The following is a 20569-nucleotide window of genomic DNA, read 5'->3' as shown; positions in this document are numbered from 1 at the left end:
AGTGACTATTCGCCAGGAAACATAAAGGGATTGAGACTGCTGCGTGCGAAGCCTTCCTGCTCCATTTTGGCATCCAGTATCAGCGACGCCAGGTCATCGGCCACCGGTTCAATCGCCGGATCTTTCTCCTGATAGAGCATCTTCAGGTAGGTGCCGCAGTCGCCACAGCTCTCCGCCTTGACCGCCGCCTTTTCGCTGTCGAGCGACCAGTAGTGCAGATCACGGGACTGTTCGCACTGGGTACATTTGCTGCGTACCACATGCCATTCACTTTCGCACAGATTGCAGTGCAGGTAGCGCGCGCCTTCATGACTGCCCATATGCACTACACTGGCGACCGGCATACTGGCGCAGACCGGACAGAACTGACGCTGATCGCCCATCTCAGCGCGTGCTTTGCCGGGGATCAGGGCCGCCATCTGCGCCCAGTAGAGCGAGAGTGCCGCCCAGATAAAGGGCGCTTTATCGCTGCTGACCAGCGCATATTCGCCGGTAAACAGCGCACTGGCCAGCGTCTCCAGCTCGGTGGCGGACGCCTTCTCCAGATTCTCCAGCACCGCCAGCGCCTGCCCACTCATCTCCGGCTTCAGCTCGGCAATCAGCGAGTGCAGCAGCCGTTGCCAGTGCGGATCGCGCGGCAGGGTGTGAATGTTCAGTGGCGGTTTGCCCTCGCTGGCGCTCTGAGTCAGTCGGGCATGCAGGTCAATGTGCAGGGGATGGTCATACAGAACAATCTCCTGTGCTTCAGCGATCACCGCCGCAAAGCGCAGATAATCACCCAGTGGATTTTTCGCCGCCAGGTCGCGCAGTCGCGCGGCACGACGACTGTATAAATTTTTCAGCCGTGGAAAAAGTAACGGCGGAATCATCTCCGCCGTAGTCTTTTCGCCTTTCTCCAGCTGGTCCTGCGGGATTATGCGAATACTCATCAGGGGCGTTTTTCCTGTTTTATTGGCGGATTACGCTGCTCACGATACCACCGGGGATGATGCTGTCTGGCCCATTCAGAGCTGACCCAGCCTTCCACCATCGCGGTCAGTGTGCCTTTGACCCACAATGCAGCATAAATATGCACCATAATGACGATGATCAGCGCCACCGCTGACACCGAATGCACAATCAGCGCCAGACGAATCAGCGGAATGGCAAAGGCATCAGCAAAGTAAGGTCGCCAGATGACAATGCCGCTGGCAAGCAGCAATACTAAGCTGATGATAGCAGCCCAGAACACACACTTCTGACCAAAGTTATATTTACCGGTATCTCCCACCTCCTCATTCATCGCAATCCGGTGGATATTTCTGGCCCAGTAAAGATCATCGCGATTGATCAGGTTGTGTTTCCAGTAGCGCAAAAACATCAGCATAAAAGCGGCAAACATCACGACGCCCACAAAAGGATGCAGAATACGCGCCAGTTGTGGCGTGCCAAATATCAGCATCAGCCAGTTAAAAGAGGGAAAGAAAAACCCTAATCCGCTTAACGCGGCCATGACAAAGCAAATCGCGACGATCCAGTGATTGATGCGTTCCGGTGCGCGGTAACGCACCAGATGATCGGGCTTTTTCATTATTTGCGCTCCTCAGGCTGATCGTCGTTGTCATCGTGCGCTTCAGTGACGCGATTCGGGCCAACGCCGACATAGTGGAAGATTGAGGCGGCGAACGTCGCGGCAAAACCCACCGCCGCCAGCGGTTTCCAGATCCCCTTCCAGAAGGTCACGGTCGGGCTGATGCCTGGGTTGGCAGGCAGGCCGTGATAGAGCTGAGGCCTGTCGGCATGATGCAGCACATACATGACGTGGGTGCCGCCCACGCCTTCCGGGTTATAGAGTCCGGCCTGCGCAAACCCGCGCGACTTCAGCTCCGCCACGCGTTCCTCCGCCAGCGTCAGCATGTCGCTTTTGCTGCCGAAATGAATCGCACCGGTCGGACAGGTCTTCACGCAGGCGGGTTCCTGGCCGACGCTGACGCGATCCACGCACAGCGTGCATTTGTAGGCGCGGTTATCCTCTTTATTCAGCCGTGGCACATTGAACGGGCAGCCTGCGATGCAGTAGCCGCAGCCGATGCACTGCTCAGACTGAAAATCGACGATACCGTTGGCGTACTGAATGATGGCACCTGCCGACGGACAGGCTTTCAGGCAGCCGGGATCGGTGCAGTGCATACAGCCATCTTTGCGAATCAGCCAGGCCAGCCTGCCGTTCTCTTCGACTTCCGCAAAGCGCATCACCGTCCAGGATTTGGCGGTCAGATCGGTGGGGTTGTCATAAACCCCGATGTTGTGGCCGACTTCATCGCGGATGTCGTTCCACTCGGAGCAGGCGACCTGGCAGCCTTTGCAGCCGATACAGGTGGTGACGTCGATAAGCTTCGCCACTTCGCGCTGGTGATTGCGCGCCTGCGGCGGCGGGGTAAAGCCATTGGTCGCAGAGCGACGGATAATATCCTGTGATTGATAAGCCATTGTCATCCACCGTTACGCTTTTTCCACTTTCACTAAAAATCCCTTGTACTCCGGGGTCTGCGAGTTGGCATCGCCAACCGAAGGCGTCAGCGTATTGGCGAGGAAGCCTTTACGCGTGGTGCCTTCAAAGCCCCAGTGGCAGGGAATGCCCACGGTATCAACCGGCGTGCCGTCAATCATCAGACGCTGCAGACGACGCGTCACCACCGCTTTGGCTTTGATATAGCCGCGACGTGAGGTGACCCTGACGCTGTCTCCGGCCTGAATACCTTTCTCCTCAGCCAGTTCGGTGCCGATCTCGACAAACTGCTCCGGCTGCGCGATCGCGTTCAGCAGGGCATGCTTGGTCCAGTGGCGGAACAGTTCGGTGATGGAATAGGTCGTGGCGACGCAGGGATAGTCGGCGGCCTCGCCCAGTTGCGCAGCGTCACTGCTGAACAGACGAACCACCGGACTGTGACGCTGCTGCGGATGCAGGGGATTGTCGGCGAGGGGGCTTTCCATCGGTTCGTAATGTTCGGGGAACGGGCCGTCGGCCATCTTATCGAGCGCAAAGAGGTGGCCGAGGCCATCGGGCTGCATGATAAACGGGCCGGCCTGCTGCTGTGGCGACAGCGTCACCGGATAATCCGGCACGTCGATGCCGTGCCAGCGTGCGCCATCCCACTCAATCAGGCGGCGCTGCGGATCCCAGGCTTTACCCTGCGCATCAGCGGAGGCGCGGTTATAGAGAATGCGGCGGTTAGCGGGCCAGGCCCAGGCCCAGCCTGAGACCGCGCCCAGTCCGGATGGATCGGCGTTGTCGCGTCGTGCCATCTGGTTGCCTTCCGGCGTCCAGCTGCCGCTGTAGATCCAGCAGGCGCTGGCGGTGGTGCCGTCGTTACGCAGCTCTGAGAAGCCGTTCAGCTGCTGGCCTTTTTTCAGCAGCAGCGTGCCGCTGGCATCGTAAATATCGGCCAGCGCCTGACCGTTGCTCTCCTGCGCCACCTCTTCCGGCTCAGGATTGTACGGATCGCGGTAGTCCCAGCGCATCGCCATCAGCGGCTCAGGGGTGGCACCGCCTTCCTGGCGATAGAGCGCGCGCAGACGCATGAACAGATTGCCGAGGATTTTACCGTCGTGCAGCGCTTCCGCGGGAGGCTCGGCGGCGGCCCAGTGCCACTGCAGCCAGCGTGACGAATTCGCCACCGATCCCGACTCTTCCGCGAAGCAGGAAGAGGGCAGACGGAACACTTCGGTCTGAATTGTCGCCGGATCGACGTCGTTAAACGCGTCGTGATGCTGCCAGAAGCTGGCGGTTTCGGTACGCAGCGGATCGATCACCACCATATATTTGAGGCGGGAAAGGGCCCGGACCGCTTTGTTTTTGTCCGGGAACGCGGCCAGCAGGTTGAAGCCCTGAATCAGGCAGCCGTTCAGCGCACCCTGCTCCATCATCTCCGCCTGCGCCATGCAGTCGTAGCTCTTGTCCCACTTCGGCAGCCAGTCGTAGCCCCACTGGTTCTCCGCCGTGGCGTTATCGCCGTAGAAACTCTTCATCAGGCTGACGAAAAACTTATCGGTGTTCTGCCAGTAGTTGACCTGGTCCGGCAGCGTCGCAACCGGCGTGGCCTTCTGCAGGTAGTTCGCTAACGTAGTCAACTTCTCTGACGGCAGCGGCAGATAACCCGGCAGGCTCTGCGCCAGCAGGCCGAGGTCGGTATAACCCTGTACGTTGGAGTGACCGCGCAGCGCATTGATACCGCCACCCGGCATACCGATGTTGCCCAGCAGCAGCTGGATCATGGCTGCCGTGCGGATAATCTGTGAACCGTTGGTGTGATGGGTCCAGCCCAGCGCATAGAGAATGGTTGCGGTACGAGTGGGCACACAGGTAGAGGCAAGCTGCTCGCACACCGCAATAAAGGATTCCTGCGAGGTGCCGCACAGGCGTGTCACCATCTCCGGGGTATAGCGGCTGGCGTGGCTTTTCAGCAGATTCAGCACGCAGCGTGGATGCGCAAAGCTGTCATCGCGTCGTGCATGGCCGTTTTCATCCAGCGCATAGTGCCAGCTCTGACGATCGTACTGGCGGGTTTCAGCATCGTAGCCGCTGAACAGACCGTCGCTGAAACTGAAGCCTTCGCTGACAATCAGGGCGGCATTGGTGAAGGCGCGAACATACTCCTGCTGAATCTTATTGTGTTGCAGCAGATAGTTGATGACCCCCATCAGGAATACCACGTCGCTGCCCGCACGCAGGGGCGCGTAGAGATCGGCCACCGCCGCCGAGCGGTTAAAGCGCGGATCGACCACGATGACCTGCGCATTGTTATGGGTTTTAGCTTTAATCACCCATTTAAAGCCAACCGGATGCGCCTCGGCGGGGTTGCCGCCCATGATCATCACCACGTTGGCGTTTTTAATGTCATTCCAGCTATTGGTCATTGCACCGCGACCAAAGCTCGGAGCCAGCGCAGCCACGGTCGGGCCGTGACACAGGCGCGCCTGGTTTTCCAGCGCCAGAATACCCAGCGCGCGGGCAAACTTCTGATCGAGCAGGCCGGTTTCATTACTGGCGGCGGAGGAGCAGAGCATGGCGGTGGTCGGCCAGCGGTTAACCGTTACGCCAGCGGCGTTGGTAGCCTGGAAATGCGCATCGCGATCCTGCTTCATCAGACGGGCAATACGCTCAAAGGCCTCATCCCAGCTGATGCGCTGCCATTTATCCGATCCAGGCGCGCGGTATTCCGGGTACTTCAGTCGCTGTTCGCTGTGAATAAAGTCGATGACGCCAGCGCCTTTCGGGCAGAGCGATCCGCGACTGACCGGATGGTCAGGATCGCCTTCAATATGGTAAATCAAGGCGCTGGCATTTTCAGAACCCTCTCCCAGGCTGTAAATCAGCATGCCGCAGCCGACTGAACAGTAGGTACAGTTATTCCGTGTTTCTCTGGCGCGAATGAGTTTTAATTCTCTGACGCTGGCTAACGCGGTGGTGGGGGCAAAGCCGAGTAACGCCGCGCTGGTGCCCGCCAGTCCGCCCGCACAGATTTTGAAAAAACTCCGTCTGTTAATCTGCATTTTATTGTTCTTCTTTATTGGCTCCATTGCGAAGCCTTGCAAAATAGCAGCCCTGATTGCCTGTAAATTGACCGGGGTCAACAGGTTAGTCATTAGTAATTCTTTTTCTAAATTTTGTTAAAAATCCTCGGCGGTGGCGTTGTGCTGCAAGCTGATTTTCAGACGGCGCGGATTATTACTGTTGTTTTATGCTTACCGATGTTAATGCGTAAAAGAGAACCATTATCATTATGTCCGCCAGCGGGCGTGGCTACGCCTTTCGGGGGAGAAAACCGCATGAATTGCCCCGCTGTTTATTTGCGCTACCAGAGGCTAAAAGGCAGAATCAGAGCGCGTCAGTGCTCTGCCGTCCCGGGCACTGAATTACATAATTTATTAACAACAGGCCATATTTTTTGAAAGCTATCCAGCCTGACTCAGGCGAAGATTTAACAATTCAGGCCGGCATCAGCAGAACGCAGGTGTGGCAGCGTAAAGACCTGACGGATGCACAGGATGACTGGCTGGCGGACGAAGTTCCGGTGGCGCTGGTCTATAACGGCATCTCGCACGTGGTGATGATGACCACGCCCAAAGATCTGGAGGCCTTTGCGCTGGGTTTCTCGCTGTCAGAGGGCATTATCGACGCACCTGGCGACATTTTCGGCATGGACATCGTGCCGGGCTGTCACGGCATTGAGGTTCAGATTGAGCTTTCCAGCCGCCGCTTTATGGCGCTGAAAGAGCAGCGTCGCGCGCTGGCGGGCCGGACCGGTTGCGGCGTGTGTGGCGTTGAACAGCTGGACCAGATCGGCAAGCCACTCTCTCCGCTGCCGTTTACCCAGACCTTCGCGCTGGACCAGCTGGATCGGGCGCTGGGTCAGTTGAAGGATTATCAGCCGGTCGGGCAGAAAACCGGCTGCACCCATGCTGCCGCGTGGATCCAGCCCGATGGGCAGCTGGCCGGTGGCTGTGAAGATGTGGGTCGCCATGTGGCGCTGGATAAGCTGCTGGGATATCGCAGCCAGTCAGAGTGGGGACCGGGCGCAGTGCTGGTCTCCAGCCGCGCCAGCTATGAAATGGTGCAGAAGTCCGCCATGTGCGGCGTTGAGATCCTGTTTGCGGTTTCAGCCGCGACACGCCTGGCGGTTGAGGTGGCTGAGCGCTGCAACCTGACGCTGGTCGGGTTCAGTAAGCCTGGCCGTGCCACGGTCTACAGCCATCCTCAGCGACTGCGCTAAACCACCATCACCTCTGGCAGCGTCTGCTGCAACGCCTCAAGGGCGGCTGTGTTGTCGCCGCCGCTGTCGGTAATCAGCAGGGAGATGGTCTGCGGCGGCGCATAGACCGTGCGGCTGACCACGCCCAGTTTGGTGTGATCGGCCAGCAGATAGCAGGCAGCGGATTGCTGCACCATCGCTCTGGCAATAGCCGCTTCATGCGGGTGAAAACTACTGGCACCGCAATCCGCTTCTATGCCCACCGGCGACAGCAGCGCGACATCGGCGCGATAGCGGATGATCTCGCCCACGGTGATTTCGCCGCGCGTCTGTTGCGCACCCGCCGACATCGTCCCGCCCAGCAAAATTATCTGATTATTCAGCGGCTGATTTTCTTCTCCGGCGCTCAGCGCCAGCGCGGCCTGCAGGCTGTTGGTCACTATCGTCAGGCCGGAAAGGGCATGCAGCTCCTCTGCCAGCAGCGTAGTGGTGCTGCCCGCATCCAGAAACAGCGTCTGTCCGGGCTGCAGCAACTGTGCAGCGGCGCGGGCGAGGGTGCGCTTCTCGCGGGTCTGGGTGCTGCGGCGTTCTGTCAGCGGCGGTTCAGCCGCCGTTTCAATCGCCACCAGTCCGCCATGAACGCGACGCGCCAGACCCTGTGCTTCCAGCTCAATGATATCGCGGCGCGCGGTTTCGCGTGACACCCCCAGCTCCCTGATAATGCGCTCGGTACTGACCTGATTAAGCCGGGTCAGTAAGGCACGGATGCGGTGAAGACGCGTTTCCTGCAGCATAGAGGTTTCCTTATAAAGCGCGAAGAGCACGGATGATACGCCACTGAAGCGAAAGATTCCGTCTGAATCAGCGGCAAGCTTAGCGTGGGGATCGGCCTGCGTCATGTGTATTTTATTGTATTTGTGTATTTGGTTGCATTTTAGAATCACGCAGGCATGATACAGGGGTCAGCTCTTCCTCCTTCATCCTTGTCACGGGAGTCATTATGGCCACGCGTTCTACCATTATGGATACCAACAGTTTCCGCGCCGAACATGCCGATGCGCTCGACAGCGAAACGCGCAAACTGACCGATAAACGCAGCAAAGTGCTTGGCGAATCCTATCGCCTGTTCTATCGCAAACCGGTTCATCTGGTGCGGGGTGAAGGGCAATATCTGTGGGACGCGGCGGGCGATAAATATCTCGACGTCTACAACAACGTGGCGAGCATTGGCCACTGTCATCCGGCCGTGATTGAGGCGGTGACGCAGCAGATGAAAATGCTGAACACCCACACCCGTTACCTGCACGAAACGATTCTGGATTACAGCGAAGCGCTGCTGGCGACCACGCCAGCGGCGATCGATCGCGCGATGTACATGTGCACCGGATCGGAGGCCAATGACCTGGCGATTCGCGTGGCACGCGCTTTCAGCGGCGGTACCGGAATTATTGTCAGTAAAGAGGCCTACCACGGCACCAGTGAACTGACCTCCGGCGCCTCTCCGGCGCTGGGCAGTGGCCAGCCGCTGGCGCCGACCACGCGGCTGGTGATGCCGCCGGATGCATATCGTGTCGATGCGCCGGACCTGGGTGACTGGTTCGCTGATCAGATTCAGCAGCAGATTGATGATATGGCGGCGCACGGCATTAAATTTGCCGGGTTCCTGGCGGACTCGATCTTCTCCTCGGATGGTGTGCTGCCCAATCCGCGCGGCTTCCTGAAAAAAGCGGTCGATGTGGTGCATGCCAACGGCGGCATCTTCATTGCCGATGAAGTTCAGCCTGGCTTTGGCCGAACCGGCGACGCGTTCTGGGGCTTTGGCCGCCACGACGTAGTGCCTGATGTGATTACCACCGGCAAGCCGATGGGCAATGGCATTCCGGTTTCCGGCCTGCTGGCAAAAAGCGACGTGCTGGCCGCCTTCAGCGACTCCATTCCCTACTTCAATACCTTTGGTGGCAATCCGGTCGCGATGGCGGCGGCGCAGGCGGTTCTGAAAGTGATCACCGAAGAGGGATTACAGGAACACAGCCGCGTGGTTGGCGCGAAGCTGCTGGCTGAGCTGCGAACCCTGATGGATCGCTATGAGTGTGTGGGCGATGTGCGCGGAGCCGGGCTGTTTATCGGCTTTGAACTGGTCACCGATCGTCACAGTAAAACGCCGGACAAAACGCTGGCGCTGAACCTGATCGAAAAGCTGCGTGAACATCGTGTGCTGACCTCCGTTGCCGGCCCGTATGGGAATGTGCTGAAACTGCGTCCGCCATTGGCTTTCCAGGAGAGCGACATTGACTGGCTGGTTGGCGCACTCGACAACTCGCTGCGCGAGCTGGGTCAGTAACGCGCAGGGCAGGGCAGACGCGGCATCCGGGCGGGAGGCGTGCTGGCTGCTGCCCTGGCTTCAGCGCGCCGCGCGCGCTGTCGGATAAGGCAGAAAAGGCTGAGTCAGCAGCAGCACACTGAAAAAACAACGGGTTGCTAATGCCGGGTTTCGCAAATCCTTATGGTTAATAGGGCATTGATTACCCTTTTACGCTACATGAATTTAACTATAATGATTCGACTGCTTACGCGGCACGTCCCGAATTCGTCGTGCTGCTCAAACTAAATGGAGAGGAAGAACATGAGTTATTCACTGCCATCCCTGCCTTACGCATACGACGCACTGGAACCGCATTTCGACAAGCAGACGATGGAGATCCATCACACCAAACACCACCAGACCTACGTGAACAACGCGAACGCGGCGCTGGAAGGTACTGAATTTGCTAATCTGCCGGTAGAAGAGCTGATCACCAAACTGGATCAGCTGCCAGCAGACAAAAAAGGCCCACTGCGTAACAACGCTGGCGGTCACGCTAACCACAGCCTGTTCTGGAAAGGCCTGAAAACCGGCACCACGCTGCAGGGCGACCTGAAAGCGGCTATCGAGAAAGATTTCGGTAGCGTGGAAAAATTCCAGGAAGAGTTCGAGAAAGCTGCCGCCACCCGTTTCGGTTCTGGCTGGGCATGGCTGGTTAAGAAAGGCGACAAACTGGCTGTGGTTTCTACCGCAAACCAGGACAACCCGCTGATGGGCGAAGCGGTTGCCGGCGTTTCTGGCTTCCCGATCATCGGTCTGGATGTGTGGGAACACGCTTACTACCTGAAGTATCAGAACAAGCGTCCTGACTACATCAAAGCGTTCTGGAACGTGGTTAACTGGGACGAAGCGGCAGCCCGCTTCGCATCTGCTAAGTAAGTTAACCAAACGTAAACGCAATGCAAATAAACCGGTGAAATTTATTTTGCCGGTTTTTTTTATCTTTATTTTGTGTACTGCCAGATTGAACTACAGATAATCAGGTATCAGTTTTAATGTTATGGGGCATTAACCTGCCGTTGATATTGACTATGTTATTTTCAGTGACATTCCTGCTTAACTCAATGTGTGTCGCTGACTATGTCAATTATAACTACTCAAGAAAATACGACTGATTCCTCTGCTTCGCTTTTTTTTCAATTAATTAGTGGAAAATATGTTCCGGATAAACTCTGGAGAAGTAAACGTTTTCGCCTGAAATTTGTGTTAAGAACATTAATATCGCCGCTGACGACGCTGCGTTATCTGAATGAGCTGTCGCATTTACCGCAACTTCCCTTGCTGATGAGCACGCAGGGATTGCTGCCAGCCAAACTGCACCGGCCCTATCTGCGCTCAGGCATGAGCATTGCTGCCCGTGCGCAGGCGATACTCGATCATTACAGCCTGATGAATAGTCTGGAAAATCCAATGCTGCGTCAGCTGCTGCAGAGCGCCACGGATAATCCGCTGGCCACGCTGACCGGTAAAAATGGTGAAACGTTTATCCTCTCCTGTAGTTCCGGTTATTTCGATCGGGAAGGGGAAGTAACGCTGGTATTGCGTTATAACGACGAAATTATTGCGTCGCTCTCATTTTCTATTCTTAACGAGAATAACCAGCGCACTCTGTTAATTGGTGGATTACAGGGACCGCGTAAACATATTAATAATGAGATGATCCGCGAGGCGACCAAAGCCGCTCACGGTCTCTTTCCGAAACGTCTGTTAATGGAAGCGGTGTTTATTGTTGCGAAACAATGCGGCGTGGAAAATATTCAGGCGGTGGGCGATGAGACGCATGTATTCCGCAGCCTGCGTTATCGTCACAGCAAAGGGGATAAGTTCTTTGCCAGCTACAGTGAGTTCTGGCTGTCGCTGAGTGGTGAAGCGCGCAAGGATGGGATGTTTACGCTGCCGCTGAGCCTGCCGCGTAAGACGCTGGAAGAGATTGCCAGTAAGAAGCGGGCTGAGTATCGCCGCCGCTATGAACTGCTGGATGCGCTGGCGGAGCAGGTGTATGCCGCCGCCGGCGAACGCAAAGCCGATGTCGATCAGGCTGCTGCCTGATCGACCCCGTCAGAATGCGGTTTTAGCGAAGCCGGTCATGGCTGTCAGACCCATCTCACGTCCCAGCGCGGTCATTGGATGCACCACCACCAGGCCGCGCACGCTTTTCTTCAGCGCACCCAGATTGGCCTGCTCTTTCTTGGTAATTTCGCGGCTGAAGCCCATCTGTTGCAGCTTCTGCGCTTCAGCACTGAGTTTTTCAACCCGCTGACCGCGCAGACGCTCGATCTCAATGACCAGCGCTTCTTTCTCTTTCAGCAACGCGCCCAGTTTCTCGACATCACCCGATTCCAGTAACTGCGGCTCTTTGCGGTTCAATGCGTCCAGCTTATCGCTGAGAAGTTTGATTTCGTTCTTTTCTTGCTCTTTCATGACAACAACTCGTTGAGGAAAACAGGCCAAGGATACACCAAATCTGGCGCATATTCCCGCTCAGGTTAAGACGAAAAAGGCGCCGCGAGGGCGCCTGACTGGATTAGCTGCCCGGCTTTTTAAACGCCTGCTTCATACTGATGCGGGCGATCAGCTCGGTGAGCGACAGGACCATGGTGGATCGCACCATCTGCAGATAACGCTGCTGCTGCATGCTGCGCAGCTCGGCATCTTCGGTGTGAAACACCGGCGCGGGCGGCCAGGCGGTGACGCAGTGGAGCTCACCAAACGGACCAAGGATCTCATCGTCAGTAAAACGATACTCGCCGTGGTCGTGATTCAGCTCTTCGCGCAGCGCCAGCAGCAGCTCACCATCTTCATATTCGTGGCGGCTGATCACGCCAAGTCCGTAAATCAGCTTCAGGCGAACCGAGAGTTCGCCCAAGGGACCATTGCCCAGTAACAGCGGCTCTACGGCATATTTCACCGCATAGTCATCTTTACGGAACACCTGCAGCACCAGCAGATTGACGGCTTCAGCCAATAGCTCAACGGCGGCGATCAGAAAGCTTCTCACCGAACGACCGGCGTTCAGGCGCTCCAGCACCCGGTTCTCAAAAGCCTGCTTCTCTTCCATTATTGCCTGCATGGGTTCTATACCGCCGTTGGGCGCAGGCGAAATGCGCCCGGCTTGCATCACTGACACGCGCGCATTATGCCATAGCGTGCCAGGCGCTCACCACAGAAGCCACGACTTCGCTGTCGGCATCCAGCCCTGAAATCTCAGCCAGCGTCGCCTGTGGGCCTTTTTCTGCCAGCAGCGCGGCCAGCTCCTGCGCCTGTGGATCCTGATCGCTGCGATAGTGCATCGCGGCGGCAATCCCCTGCACCAGGCTGGCGTGCGGTAAACCATATTCCAGCGTGCCCAGCGTCGGCTTGATCAGGCGATCGCCCGCGCTGAGTTTACGCAGCGGCTGGCGGCCTACGCGCTCAACATCATCTTTCAGATACGGATTTTCAAACCGACCCAGAATCTTCCGGATGTAGGCCGCATGCTTCTCCGCGTCAAAACCGTAACGCTTAATCAGCACCGCACCGCTCTCTTCCATCGCGCCTTTGACCACGGCCCGGATTTTTTCATCGAGGATCGCGTCACGGATGGTCTGGTGACCGGCCAGCTGGCCGAGGTAGGCGGTAATCGCATGACCGGTGTTCAGGGTGAAGAGTTTACGCTCCACAAACGCCATCAGGTTATCGGTCAGCTCCATGCCCGGAATGGTCGGCAGATCGCCTTTAAACTGGGTTTTATCGACGATCCATTCGCTGAAGGTCTCAACGGTCACTTCCAGTGGATCGGTACTGCCCGCTTCAGAGGGGGGCACGATGCGATCGACAGCAGAATCCACAAAGCCGACATGCTGCTCCAGCCAGGCGTGATACTGCGCCGGCAGCGCCTTCAGCACATGCTGTTTCAGCTGGCTGGTGCCGCGCACCATGTTCTCGCAGGCGATGATATTTAACGGACGGGTGTTGCCGTCGTCGCTGCGTTTTGCCAGACCTTTAGCCACACTGCCGGCAATACGCTCCAGAATCTGCGGACCTACAGCGGTAGTGACCAGATCGACTTCAGAGACCAGGGTGATGATCTCATCGCTGGTGCTGTTGACTGCACTGACGCCTTTAACGGTTTCTACTTTGGCCTGCTCGCCAACCACATGAACGGGATACTCATGACGCGCGTTCAGTGCATCCAGCACCGTCTGATTCACATCAGCAAAAACCAGTTCGATACCTGCATCAGCCAGTAATTTGCCGATAAAGCCGCGACCAATGTTTCCTGCTCCGAAATGTAACGCTTTCATAATTTTTGACCCATATCAAATGACGATGGGGCGGGCAAACCCGCCCCAGGAAATCGGGACGGGCATGACCGCCCCAGGGAAAATAATTGCTCTAAATTACGCGATTGCAGGCTTACCTGACAGCAGGTCCAGCACTTCCTGCACGCTGGTGGTGTTCGCCAGCTTCTCAATCACGCTGTCATCATCCAGCGCATTGGTCAGGCTGGTGATCACCTGGATGTGCTCGTTGTTACGGGCAGCAATACCAATTACCAGGCGCGCGACGTCGTCAGGCTCTTCGCCGAACAGGACGCCTGCCGGATACTGACAGAACACTACGCCGGTTTTCAGCACGCGATCTTTCGCTTCGACCGTGCCGTGCGGCACCGCAATCGACTCACCGAGGTAGGTCGGCGTCAGCTTTTCACGCGCCAGCATCGCTTCAACATATTCAGGCTCGACGTAACCGCCTTTCACCAGCTGTTCACCGGCAAAGCGAATCGCCTGCTCTTTGTTGCTGGCGGTCAGGCCGAGGAAGACGTTATCCGCACCCAGTTTAAACAGGTGGGCGTTGCCTTCATCGTAGCTGTCAGAGAGCGCAGTGTTCACCGTTTCACGATGCACATCACTGCGGTTCGCCGCCACCAGACGTTCGGTCAGGGTGCTGTAGAGCGCGCTGTCGAGGAAGTTGTTCAGCGAGATATGCTGTGCATGCGGGGCCTGGCGAATAGCACGTTCGGTCAGGTCGCGATGGGTGATCACCAGATCAACATCACCCGGCAGGGCGTTGATCGCGGTGTTGGTGACCGACACATTGCTCAGACCGGCATCCTGCACTTTCTTACGCAGTACGCCTGCACCCATGGCGCTGGAACCCATACCGGCATCACAGGCGACGATGATTTTACGCACGTGGTGCAGTTCGACGCTCATGGCATCGCTGGCAATGGCTGCGCCCGCCACGTTCTGGCCTTTAGACTGCGCTTTCATCTCGTGCATGCGCTGGGTCGCGGCTTCGATATCGTCATCTTCTTTGACTTTACTGGTTTTCAGCAGGATAGCGGAAACCACGAAGGAGACGGCGAAGGCGGCGGCGATAGCAGCGATGTTCGCGAAGTAGGCACCTTTTGGCGTCATTGCCAGCACGGCCAGGATTGAACCCGGTGAGGCAGGAGAGACCAGGCCACCGTTCAGTACGGTCAGCGTGAAGACGCCGGTCATACCGCCCAGGATCACCGCCAGCAGCAGGCGAGGGGCCATCAGCACATACGGGAAGTAGATCTCATGGATGCCGCCGAGGAAGTGGATAATTGCCGCACCGCCCGCAGACTGTTTAGCACTGCCACGACCAAAGAACATGTAGGCCATCAGCACGCCCATACCCGGACCCGGGTTGGCTTCGATCAGGAAGAAGATCGACTTGCCGGCTTCACTCGCCTGCTGGATGCCCAGTGGTGAGAAGATACCGTGGTTAATGGCGTTGTTCAGGAACAGGATTTTTGCCGGTTCAACGAAGATGGAGGTCAGCGGCAGCAGGTTGTTCTGCACCATCAGATTCACGCCTGCGGCGAGAATGTGAGACAGACCTTCAACCAGCGGACCGATCGCCAGGAACGCCAGCAGCGCCAGGATCATCCCGATAATACCGGCCGAGAAGTTGTTAACCAGCATCTCGAAGCCGCTTTTGATTTTGCCGTCAATCGCCCGGTCGAACGACTTAATTGCCCAGCCGCCCAGCGGACCGGCAATCATCGCACCGAGGAACATCGGCATATCTGCACCGACAATCACACCCATGGTCGTAATCGCACCGACCACGCCGCCGCGATCGCCGCCCACCAGACGCCCACCGGTGAAACCGATCAGCAGTGGCAGCAGGTAAGTGATCATCGGCGCAACGAGTTTGGCCAGCGTTTCGTTAGGGATCCAGCCAGTTGGAATAAACAGCGCGGTGATGATACCCCAGGCGATAAACGCCCCGATGTTTGGCATCACCATATTACTCAGAAAGCGACCAAAGCTCTGTACTTTGACCTTCACTGATGAGGACATAAACCCACCCCTTATTGAGACGCGCTTCAATAGGAGAGCGCGCTTGTTTTTGTTTAGCCACCCCGACGCATAGCCGGTGGTATTACTGTATGCACGCGGACTCTATCACGCGAATTTGACACTGCGTAGCGCACGGAATAAGTGTGATCTATATCACTCATTCAGGGTGGTGGCAGGGGTGGTTAGCGTGACTCGGATCACATTTTAACAGGCGTAAGGGATTGTTTTGCCGGTTTTTTAATCGGGGTGGCCGGTGATCTGTGAGATGAATCACACTTAGCGGCGGGGGATTTGTTATATAAATGTGACTTAGATCACAAACTATTTTTGGTCGAAAATGCGCCAGATCACACTTCATTTAGCGGGGGATTAACAGAGCCAAAAAAAAGCAGAAGAGACGGGCAGACGATCAACGCCTGCCCGGAAAGCGGGTTTACTGCAGACCACCCTGAACGGCAGCCTGTGCCTGAGGAAGCGCCTGCGAATTGGCGGATAAGGTGCTCATCAGCGCGTTATATTGCGAAGCCTGATCCTGCGTCGGGAACTGCACGCCGCCATCATTGAAGCTGACACGGGTTCCCTGGGTTTGCAGGAAATCACCAGCCTGCACAGCACCCTGGCTCAGCGCCTGAAGTTTTGGCAGCAGCGGAATCAGCTGATTGGCGGGCACCGTCACCACTTTGTTGTAGGCGGTGTCATAGACTTTTTTCAGATCATCCGACTGCTTAAGGGCTGCTTTGCTGCTGTCAGCCTGCATTTTTGCGCTTTCAATCTGCTGGGTGACGATCACCAGCGCGCTGTTGGCCTGACGCAGGGAGTCGCGACGAGTGAGATAATCCTGCGGAACGCGAATGGCAGAAAGCTCATCCACCACCGGGCGCATGCCCTGTTCAACCGCTTTGTTCGCCTGCTGCGAGAAGCCATACATAATGGCGTAATCGCTGGCGAAGTTACCAAAGCTCTGCTTCTGGTTTTCGCTGAGGCTGGGCAGATGCTCGCCGCTGCGCATCACGGTATTCTGGAGAAAATCGATAAATGCTTTGCGCTGCTCGCCTTCTTTATCACCACATGCGGTGAGTTGCAGCACGATCAGCGCGCCAGCGAGCATAATGCCGCCACGTGCCATAAGGCGTGTAAGTCCTGAAGCCATTGGGTCAACTCCTGTCGGTGAAACTGTCTGATGTCCAGGTAGGAATGGCCTAAAGAATAGAACAAACCGGAGTCACGGCACAATGTGAAACCACCTGTGAAACAGATGCTTTCTTAAACCCCGGTTACACAACGGGATCGCCTGCGCGTCAGCGCGCGTACCTGAACGTCATGTTTAGCAGCCTGACGCTCAAACGCGGCAGCCTTAAAACACCACCGCCTGACCATCTTTACGACTCTCACTGGCTGCAATATAGAAGCCCTGCGGATCGCGCACTATCGCCTGCGCGCCACCAAAGTTGTAATTGCTCAGGGGATCTTCCAGTACCACATTGTGACCCATGCGGCGCAGTGTGCTCAGGGTATTACGGTCGAGTGTCGATTCAAACACCACCTCGCGGCCCTGCACTACGCGCCAGCGCGGCGCATCTATGGCGGCCTGCGGATTCTGCCGGTGCAGCATAATCCGCAGCGCCAGCTGGACATGTCCCTGCGCCTGCATCGGGCCGCCCATCACGCCAAACGCCATCAGCGGCTGACCCTGCTCATCCAGCGCAAAGGCCGGGATGATGGTGTGGAAAGGGCGCTTACCGCCCGCGACGACGTTAGGATGGTCCGGATCGAGTGAAAAGCCCGCGCCGCGATTCTGCAGGCTGATGCCGGTGTCGGGAACCACTACGCCGGAGCCAAATCCCATGTAGTTAGACTGGATGAACGAGACCATCATGCCGCTGGCATCAGCCGTCGCGACATACACCGTGCCGCTCTGCTGCGGTGAGCCAAAGCGGAAATCTCCCGCCCGGTCAGGGTCAATTAAGGCTGCCCGCTGGCGGATATAGTCTTTGCTCAGCAGGAATTCCGCCGGAAATTCGAGGTGATCTTCATCGGTGACGTAACGGTCCAGATCGACCAGCGCCAGTTTCATTGCCTCGATGGAGAGATGCAGCCACTGCGGTGAATCGGGCGCATAACGGTTGATCTCCCACGCTTCCAGAATGCCGAGTGCAATTAAGGTCGCAATGCCCTGACCGTTAGGCGGCAACTCCTGCACCGATCCCCCGGCAAACGGATGTGACAGCAGGGTCACCCAGTCGGCACGATGGTTTTTCAAATCCTCCAGCGTCAGGGCCGCGCCATGTTCACGGGCGAAGGCCGCCATCTTCTGCGCCAGTGCGCCGCGATAAAAACTTTCGCCCTCCGTCTCAGCGATCTCCTGCAGGGTGCGGGCCTGAGCCGGATTGCGAAACAGCTCACCTGTGCGGGGCGGACGGCCCTGCGGTGCAAAGCAGTCTGTGAAACCTGGCTGATCCTGCAGCTTGTCATAGCCGCGCTGCCACAACTGACCAATTAGCGGTGATACCGGAAAACCGTCCCGCGCATAGTCAATCGCCGGTTGCGCCAGGGTGGTCAGCGGTAAGGTCCCGAAGCGCTTCGCCAGAGTGACCCATGCTGAGACGGCGCCTGGCACCGTAACGGATTCCCAGCCGGTTTCAGGCATCACACTCAGACCGGCAAAGCGTTCGGGATGCCAGGCGGCAGGCGAACGGCCTGAGGCGTTTAACCCATGCAGCTCGCGGCCGTCCCAGACAATGGCAAACGCATCGCTGCCGATGCCGTTTCCGGTGGGCTCCAGCACGGTTAAAGCGAGGGCGGTAGCGATAGCGGCATCCACGGCGTTCCCGCCCTGTTGCAGCATCCGTAAACCCGCCTGCGCCGCCAGCGGTTGTGAGGTTGCGACGGCATTGCGTCCCATCATCGGTACGCGATGAGACGGGTATCCGACGTTAAAATCTGTTTCACGCATCGCTTTTCATCCTTACAGGGTCTGTTTTTCCCGTCATCAGTGCGCTATCACCGGTCTGCACGTTTACCGCGCATCAGGCCGATAAATAACGTGTAACTGCACCGGCATGAGGCGTCAGCCGTTTCGTTAAGGTGACTGCTGATTTATCTGACGATACGGCGGCGTTCAGGATAAAAGATTTGCCCGCACAGCACTGTGAGGCGCAGCGCGCCAGGGCTCAGGCCCTAACCAGGACAATTCTTAAATTAATCAGAACTGTGAATATAAGTGTTCAGGAAGTAAACCATTGGCGTATATTTTGCACTCACTACCTGAACAGGTGTAGTGCTCACAGAAATGAGAATATGCCCGCCAGAATTTTGATGGTATCCACATAAATCGCAAACATCATTTGATTTTTTTGCCCGCTATGTAAGCACAAAAATCAACTGCCTCAGCAGGTTAGAGGCGCTGGAACTTTTCCGGCAAACAATAGCAAAAAAAATAATTATAAATTGCGCGGCAAATAGTCAGGTCTCTATCCATACTTAGTCTCCCGGCATTTGTTGCATTGACCTGACATCTTTAAAGCAGTGCACCGCAGGCTGTGTCCCGTAATGGTTTTTCTCATAACAAAAACAAACCCTTGCGGGATCCAGCCTGAACAGGCCCGGTTTCAGAGTCCTGACTTCAGGCTCGTACCTCTCTACTTTCACGTGCTTCATAGCGAGTTTTTAAGGAGTTCTCTATGGAATTAAAAGACCCGATGTTTGAATTGCTCAGCAGCCTTGAGCAGATTGTTTTGACACGTGATGATCGCGCCGCCGAGTTACTTATTCAGCGTCAGCAACCCGCCCAGCCAGAGCCGCAGCGTCTGCGTGAGATGACAGGCATGCAGGTTGATGAGTTTGCAAAAGTGATGGGCGTGAGCGTTTCTTCCGTGAAAAGCTGGGAAGCCCGGCGTACCCGTCCTTCCGCGACGGCGCAGAAACTGATGAAATTATTACAGGCTAATCCCTATCTGGGACGCCAGTTGCTTGAATAATCAGGTATCCCGAAAAGAACCCGCCGCTGGCGGGTTTTTTTATGCGTGTATTTCGCTGTATTTAGCGGCCTGTTTCACAAACCAGCTCTCCGGCACGCTGTAGGGCGGCTCCCGCAACTGGGCGAGTCCGCTTTCAATGATCGCTGAAGCCTGCTGCCATAACTGCGCATCTCCCTGTTTCAGCAGCTCAATCTGTATCTGCTTTTCCACCAGGTAGACCCGTGCAAAGTCAGGGTCAAAACGCACAATCGCGCGGGTATTATCGATGATGTCAGCCAGTTTGATGGTCTGGGCCTCAGGACTGGCGCTGGCCGTATGGCGGAAGTGCGCCAGTTTGCGGGCCGCGCGATTCTTTGCCGCTGCGGGTGTGCTGTCGGTCAGCATCTCAACCAGGCTGGCCACGCGTGCGCCAAAATGGGCTTCGATATCACCCCGGGTCGTGGCAGTATCTTCCACGGTATCGTGCAGCCAGGCTGCCGCTAACAACGCCTCATCATGACTGACGCTGCGCACCAGTTCCACCACCGCGGCCGGATGAACAATGTACGGTTCATCGGTATACTTGCGGCGCTGACCGGCACTGGCATGTGCCTCGGTGGCGAATCGACGCGCCTGTTCTTCCAGTGAATCCTGCATGCTTTTCCCCCTGACCCCAAAAGTTTGCTTGCAATTATCTAGCGCGCTATCTATATTAATTCCCATGAACTGTGATCAAGATGACAAAAAAGTGAAACCGATGCCACTGTTGGTCGATCAGCAACTCTGCTTTGCGCTTTATTCTGCCAACCTGGCGATGAATAAAGTCTATCGCCAGTTGCTGAGCCAGCTCGACATTACTTACCCGCAATATCTGGTGATGCTGGTGTTATGGCAAAAAGACGATGTCACGGTGTCTGAGATTGGCGAGCAGCTTTTTTTAGACTCGGCAACATTAACGCCACTGCTGAAGCGGCTGGAAAACGCAGGTCTGATTAACCGCCAGCGCACCCGCCAGGATGAGCGCCAGGTGGCGGTCACGCTGACTGAGGCTGGCCGCGCGCTGCGGATTAAGGCTGAAGCGATTCCTGAAGCGGTGAAATGTGCCACCGCCTGTGACGATGATGCCTTGCTGGCGCTGAAATTACAGCTGGATGGGTTACGGGATAACCTGAACCAGTCACGATAAACATTGCTGACGGGTGCGCT

18 protein-coding genes are annotated in these 20569 nt (G+C 56.6%); 6 read left to right on the top strand and 12 right to left on the bottom strand.

The genetic code is table 11. The features are described from left to right. Window positions 1-5 precede the first annotated feature (5 nt). From fdhE to fdnG, 4 genes are read right to left on the bottom strand one after another with little or no spacing between them, the layout of a single operon-like run. The gene (fdhE, locus tag PU624_RS22120) at window positions 6-929 is read right to left on the bottom strand and encodes a formate dehydrogenase accessory protein FdhE (RefSeq protein WP_136198684.1); all 924 of its coding nucleotides are present in this window, start codon (window positions 927-929) and stop codon (window positions 6-8) included. Next, the gene (gene fdoI, locus PU624_RS22115; protein WP_283546641.1) at window positions 929-1570 is read right to left on the bottom strand and encodes a formate dehydrogenase cytochrome b556 subunit; all 642 of its coding nucleotides are present in this window, start codon (window positions 1568-1570) and stop codon (window positions 929-931) included. Before fdoI ends, fdhE begins: the two co-directional genes overlap by 1 nt. After that, a complete protein-coding gene (gene fdxH, locus PU624_RS22110) occupies window positions 1570-2469 on the bottom strand; it encodes a formate dehydrogenase subunit beta (protein WP_283546640.1) in 900 nt (299 codons plus the stop codon). Before fdxH ends, fdoI begins: the two co-directional genes overlap by 1 nt. 12 nt (window positions 2470-2481) lie before the next feature. Further along, entirely contained in the window at window positions 2482-5532 is a 3051-nt protein-coding gene (gene fdnG, locus PU624_RS22105; protein ID WP_283546639.1) for a formate dehydrogenase-N subunit alpha, read from the bottom strand. A gap of 395 nt (window positions 5533-5927) precedes the next feature. Between fdnG and fdhD the strand changes: the two genes are divergently transcribed. Then, the gene (gene fdhD / locus PU624_RS22100) at window positions 5928-6752 is read left to right on the top strand and encodes a formate dehydrogenase accessory sulfurtransferase FdhD (RefSeq protein WP_283546638.1); all 825 of its coding nucleotides are present in this window, start codon (window positions 5928-5930) and stop codon (window positions 6750-6752) included. Here fdhD and PU624_RS22095 read toward each other — a convergent pair. Beyond that, a complete protein-coding gene (locus tag PU624_RS22095; RefSeq protein ID WP_283546637.1) occupies window positions 6749-7525 on the bottom strand; it encodes a DeoR/GlpR family DNA-binding transcription regulator in 777 nt (258 codons plus the stop codon). The genes fdhD and PU624_RS22095 overlap by 4 nt on opposite strands. Before the next feature lie 206 nt (window positions 7526-7731). Here PU624_RS22095 and PU624_RS22090 point away from each other — a divergent pair, with 206 nt between their 5' ends. The 3 genes from PU624_RS22090 (at window position 7732) to PU624_RS22080 (ending at window position 11142) form a co-directional block, all read left to right on the top strand. Beyond that, entirely contained in the window at window positions 7732-9072 is a 1341-nt protein-coding gene (locus PU624_RS22090; protein ID WP_283546636.1) for an aspartate aminotransferase family protein, read from the top strand. A gap of 282 nt (window positions 9073-9354) precedes the next feature. Beyond that, on the top strand, window positions 9355-9972 hold the full coding sequence (gene sodA, locus PU624_RS22085) for a superoxide dismutase [Mn] (RefSeq protein WP_135910493.1): 618 nt from the start codon (window positions 9355-9357) through the stop codon (window positions 9970-9972). Between the two features lie 201 nt (window positions 9973-10173). After that, window positions 10174-11142, top strand: a complete 969-nt coding sequence (locus PU624_RS22080; RefSeq protein WP_283546635.1) for a VirK/YbjX family protein — start codon at window positions 10174-10176, stop codon at window positions 11140-11142. 9 nt (window positions 11143-11151) lie between these two features. Here PU624_RS22080 and PU624_RS22075 read toward each other — a convergent pair whose 3' ends face one another. The 6 genes from PU624_RS22075 to PU624_RS22050 form a co-directional block, all read right to left on the bottom strand. Then, window positions 11152-11514 (bottom strand): YibL family ribosome-associated protein, encoded by a 363-nt coding sequence (locus PU624_RS22075; RefSeq protein ID WP_283546634.1) that lies wholly within the window; start codon window positions 11512-11514, stop codon window positions 11152-11154. A gap of 103 nt (window positions 11515-11617) precedes the next feature. Beyond that, entirely contained in the window at window positions 11618-12211 is a 594-nt protein-coding gene (mtlR, locus tag PU624_RS22070) for a mannitol operon repressor MtlR (RefSeq protein ID WP_502921587.1), read from the bottom strand. A gap of 16 nt (window positions 12212-12227) precedes the next feature. Next, complete coding sequence (gene mtlD, locus PU624_RS22065) at window positions 12228-13376, bottom strand: mannitol-1-phosphate 5-dehydrogenase (protein WP_283546633.1); 1149 nt, start codon at window positions 13374-13376, stop codon at window positions 12228-12230. A gap of 96 nt (window positions 13377-13472) precedes the next feature. Then, window positions 13473-15407, bottom strand: coding sequence for a PTS mannitol transporter subunit IICBA (locus PU624_RS22060; RefSeq protein ID WP_283546632.1), 1935 nt, complete (start codon window positions 15405-15407; stop codon window positions 13473-13475). A gap of 433 nt (window positions 15408-15840) precedes the next feature. Continuing rightward, complete coding sequence (locus tag PU624_RS22055; RefSeq protein ID WP_179898970.1) at window positions 15841-16557, bottom strand: DUF3053 domain-containing protein; 717 nt, start codon at window positions 16555-16557, stop codon at window positions 15841-15843. A gap of 204 nt (window positions 16558-16761) precedes the next feature. Continuing rightward, window positions 16762-18360: a gamma-glutamyltransferase family protein gene (locus tag PU624_RS22050; protein ID WP_283546631.1), complete on the bottom strand. Its 1599-nt coding sequence runs from the start codon at window positions 18358-18360 to the stop codon at window positions 16762-16764. A gap of 727 nt (window positions 18361-19087) precedes the next feature. Here PU624_RS22050 and PU624_RS22045 point away from each other — a divergent pair. After that, window positions 19088-19384, top strand: a complete 297-nt coding sequence (locus PU624_RS22045) for an HTH-type transcriptional regulator (protein ID WP_003848045.1) — start codon at window positions 19088-19090, stop codon at window positions 19382-19384. 39 nt (window positions 19385-19423) lie between these two features. Here the strand turns inward: PU624_RS22045 and PU624_RS22040 are convergent, their stop codons facing one another. Continuing rightward, window positions 19424-20020 (bottom strand): HD domain-containing protein, encoded by a 597-nt coding sequence (locus tag PU624_RS22040; protein WP_283546630.1) that lies wholly within the window; start codon window positions 20018-20020, stop codon window positions 19424-19426. A 64-nt stretch (window positions 20021-20084) separates the two neighbouring features. Between PU624_RS22040 and PU624_RS22035 the strand changes: the two genes are divergently transcribed. Continuing rightward, window positions 20085-20549 carry a MarR family winged helix-turn-helix transcriptional regulator gene (locus PU624_RS22035; RefSeq protein ID WP_283546629.1) on the top strand — a complete coding sequence of 155 codons (465 nt, stop codon included), beginning with the start codon at window positions 20085-20087 and terminating at the stop codon, window positions 20547-20549. The last annotated feature ends 20 nt before the right edge of the window (window positions 20550-20569 follow it).

This window comes from Pantoea sp. Lij88, assembly GCF_030062155.1.
GTDB lineage: Bacteria > Pseudomonadota > Gammaproteobacteria > Enterobacterales > Enterobacteriaceae > Pantoea.
This window is presented reverse-complemented; position numbering and strand designations above follow the sequence as displayed.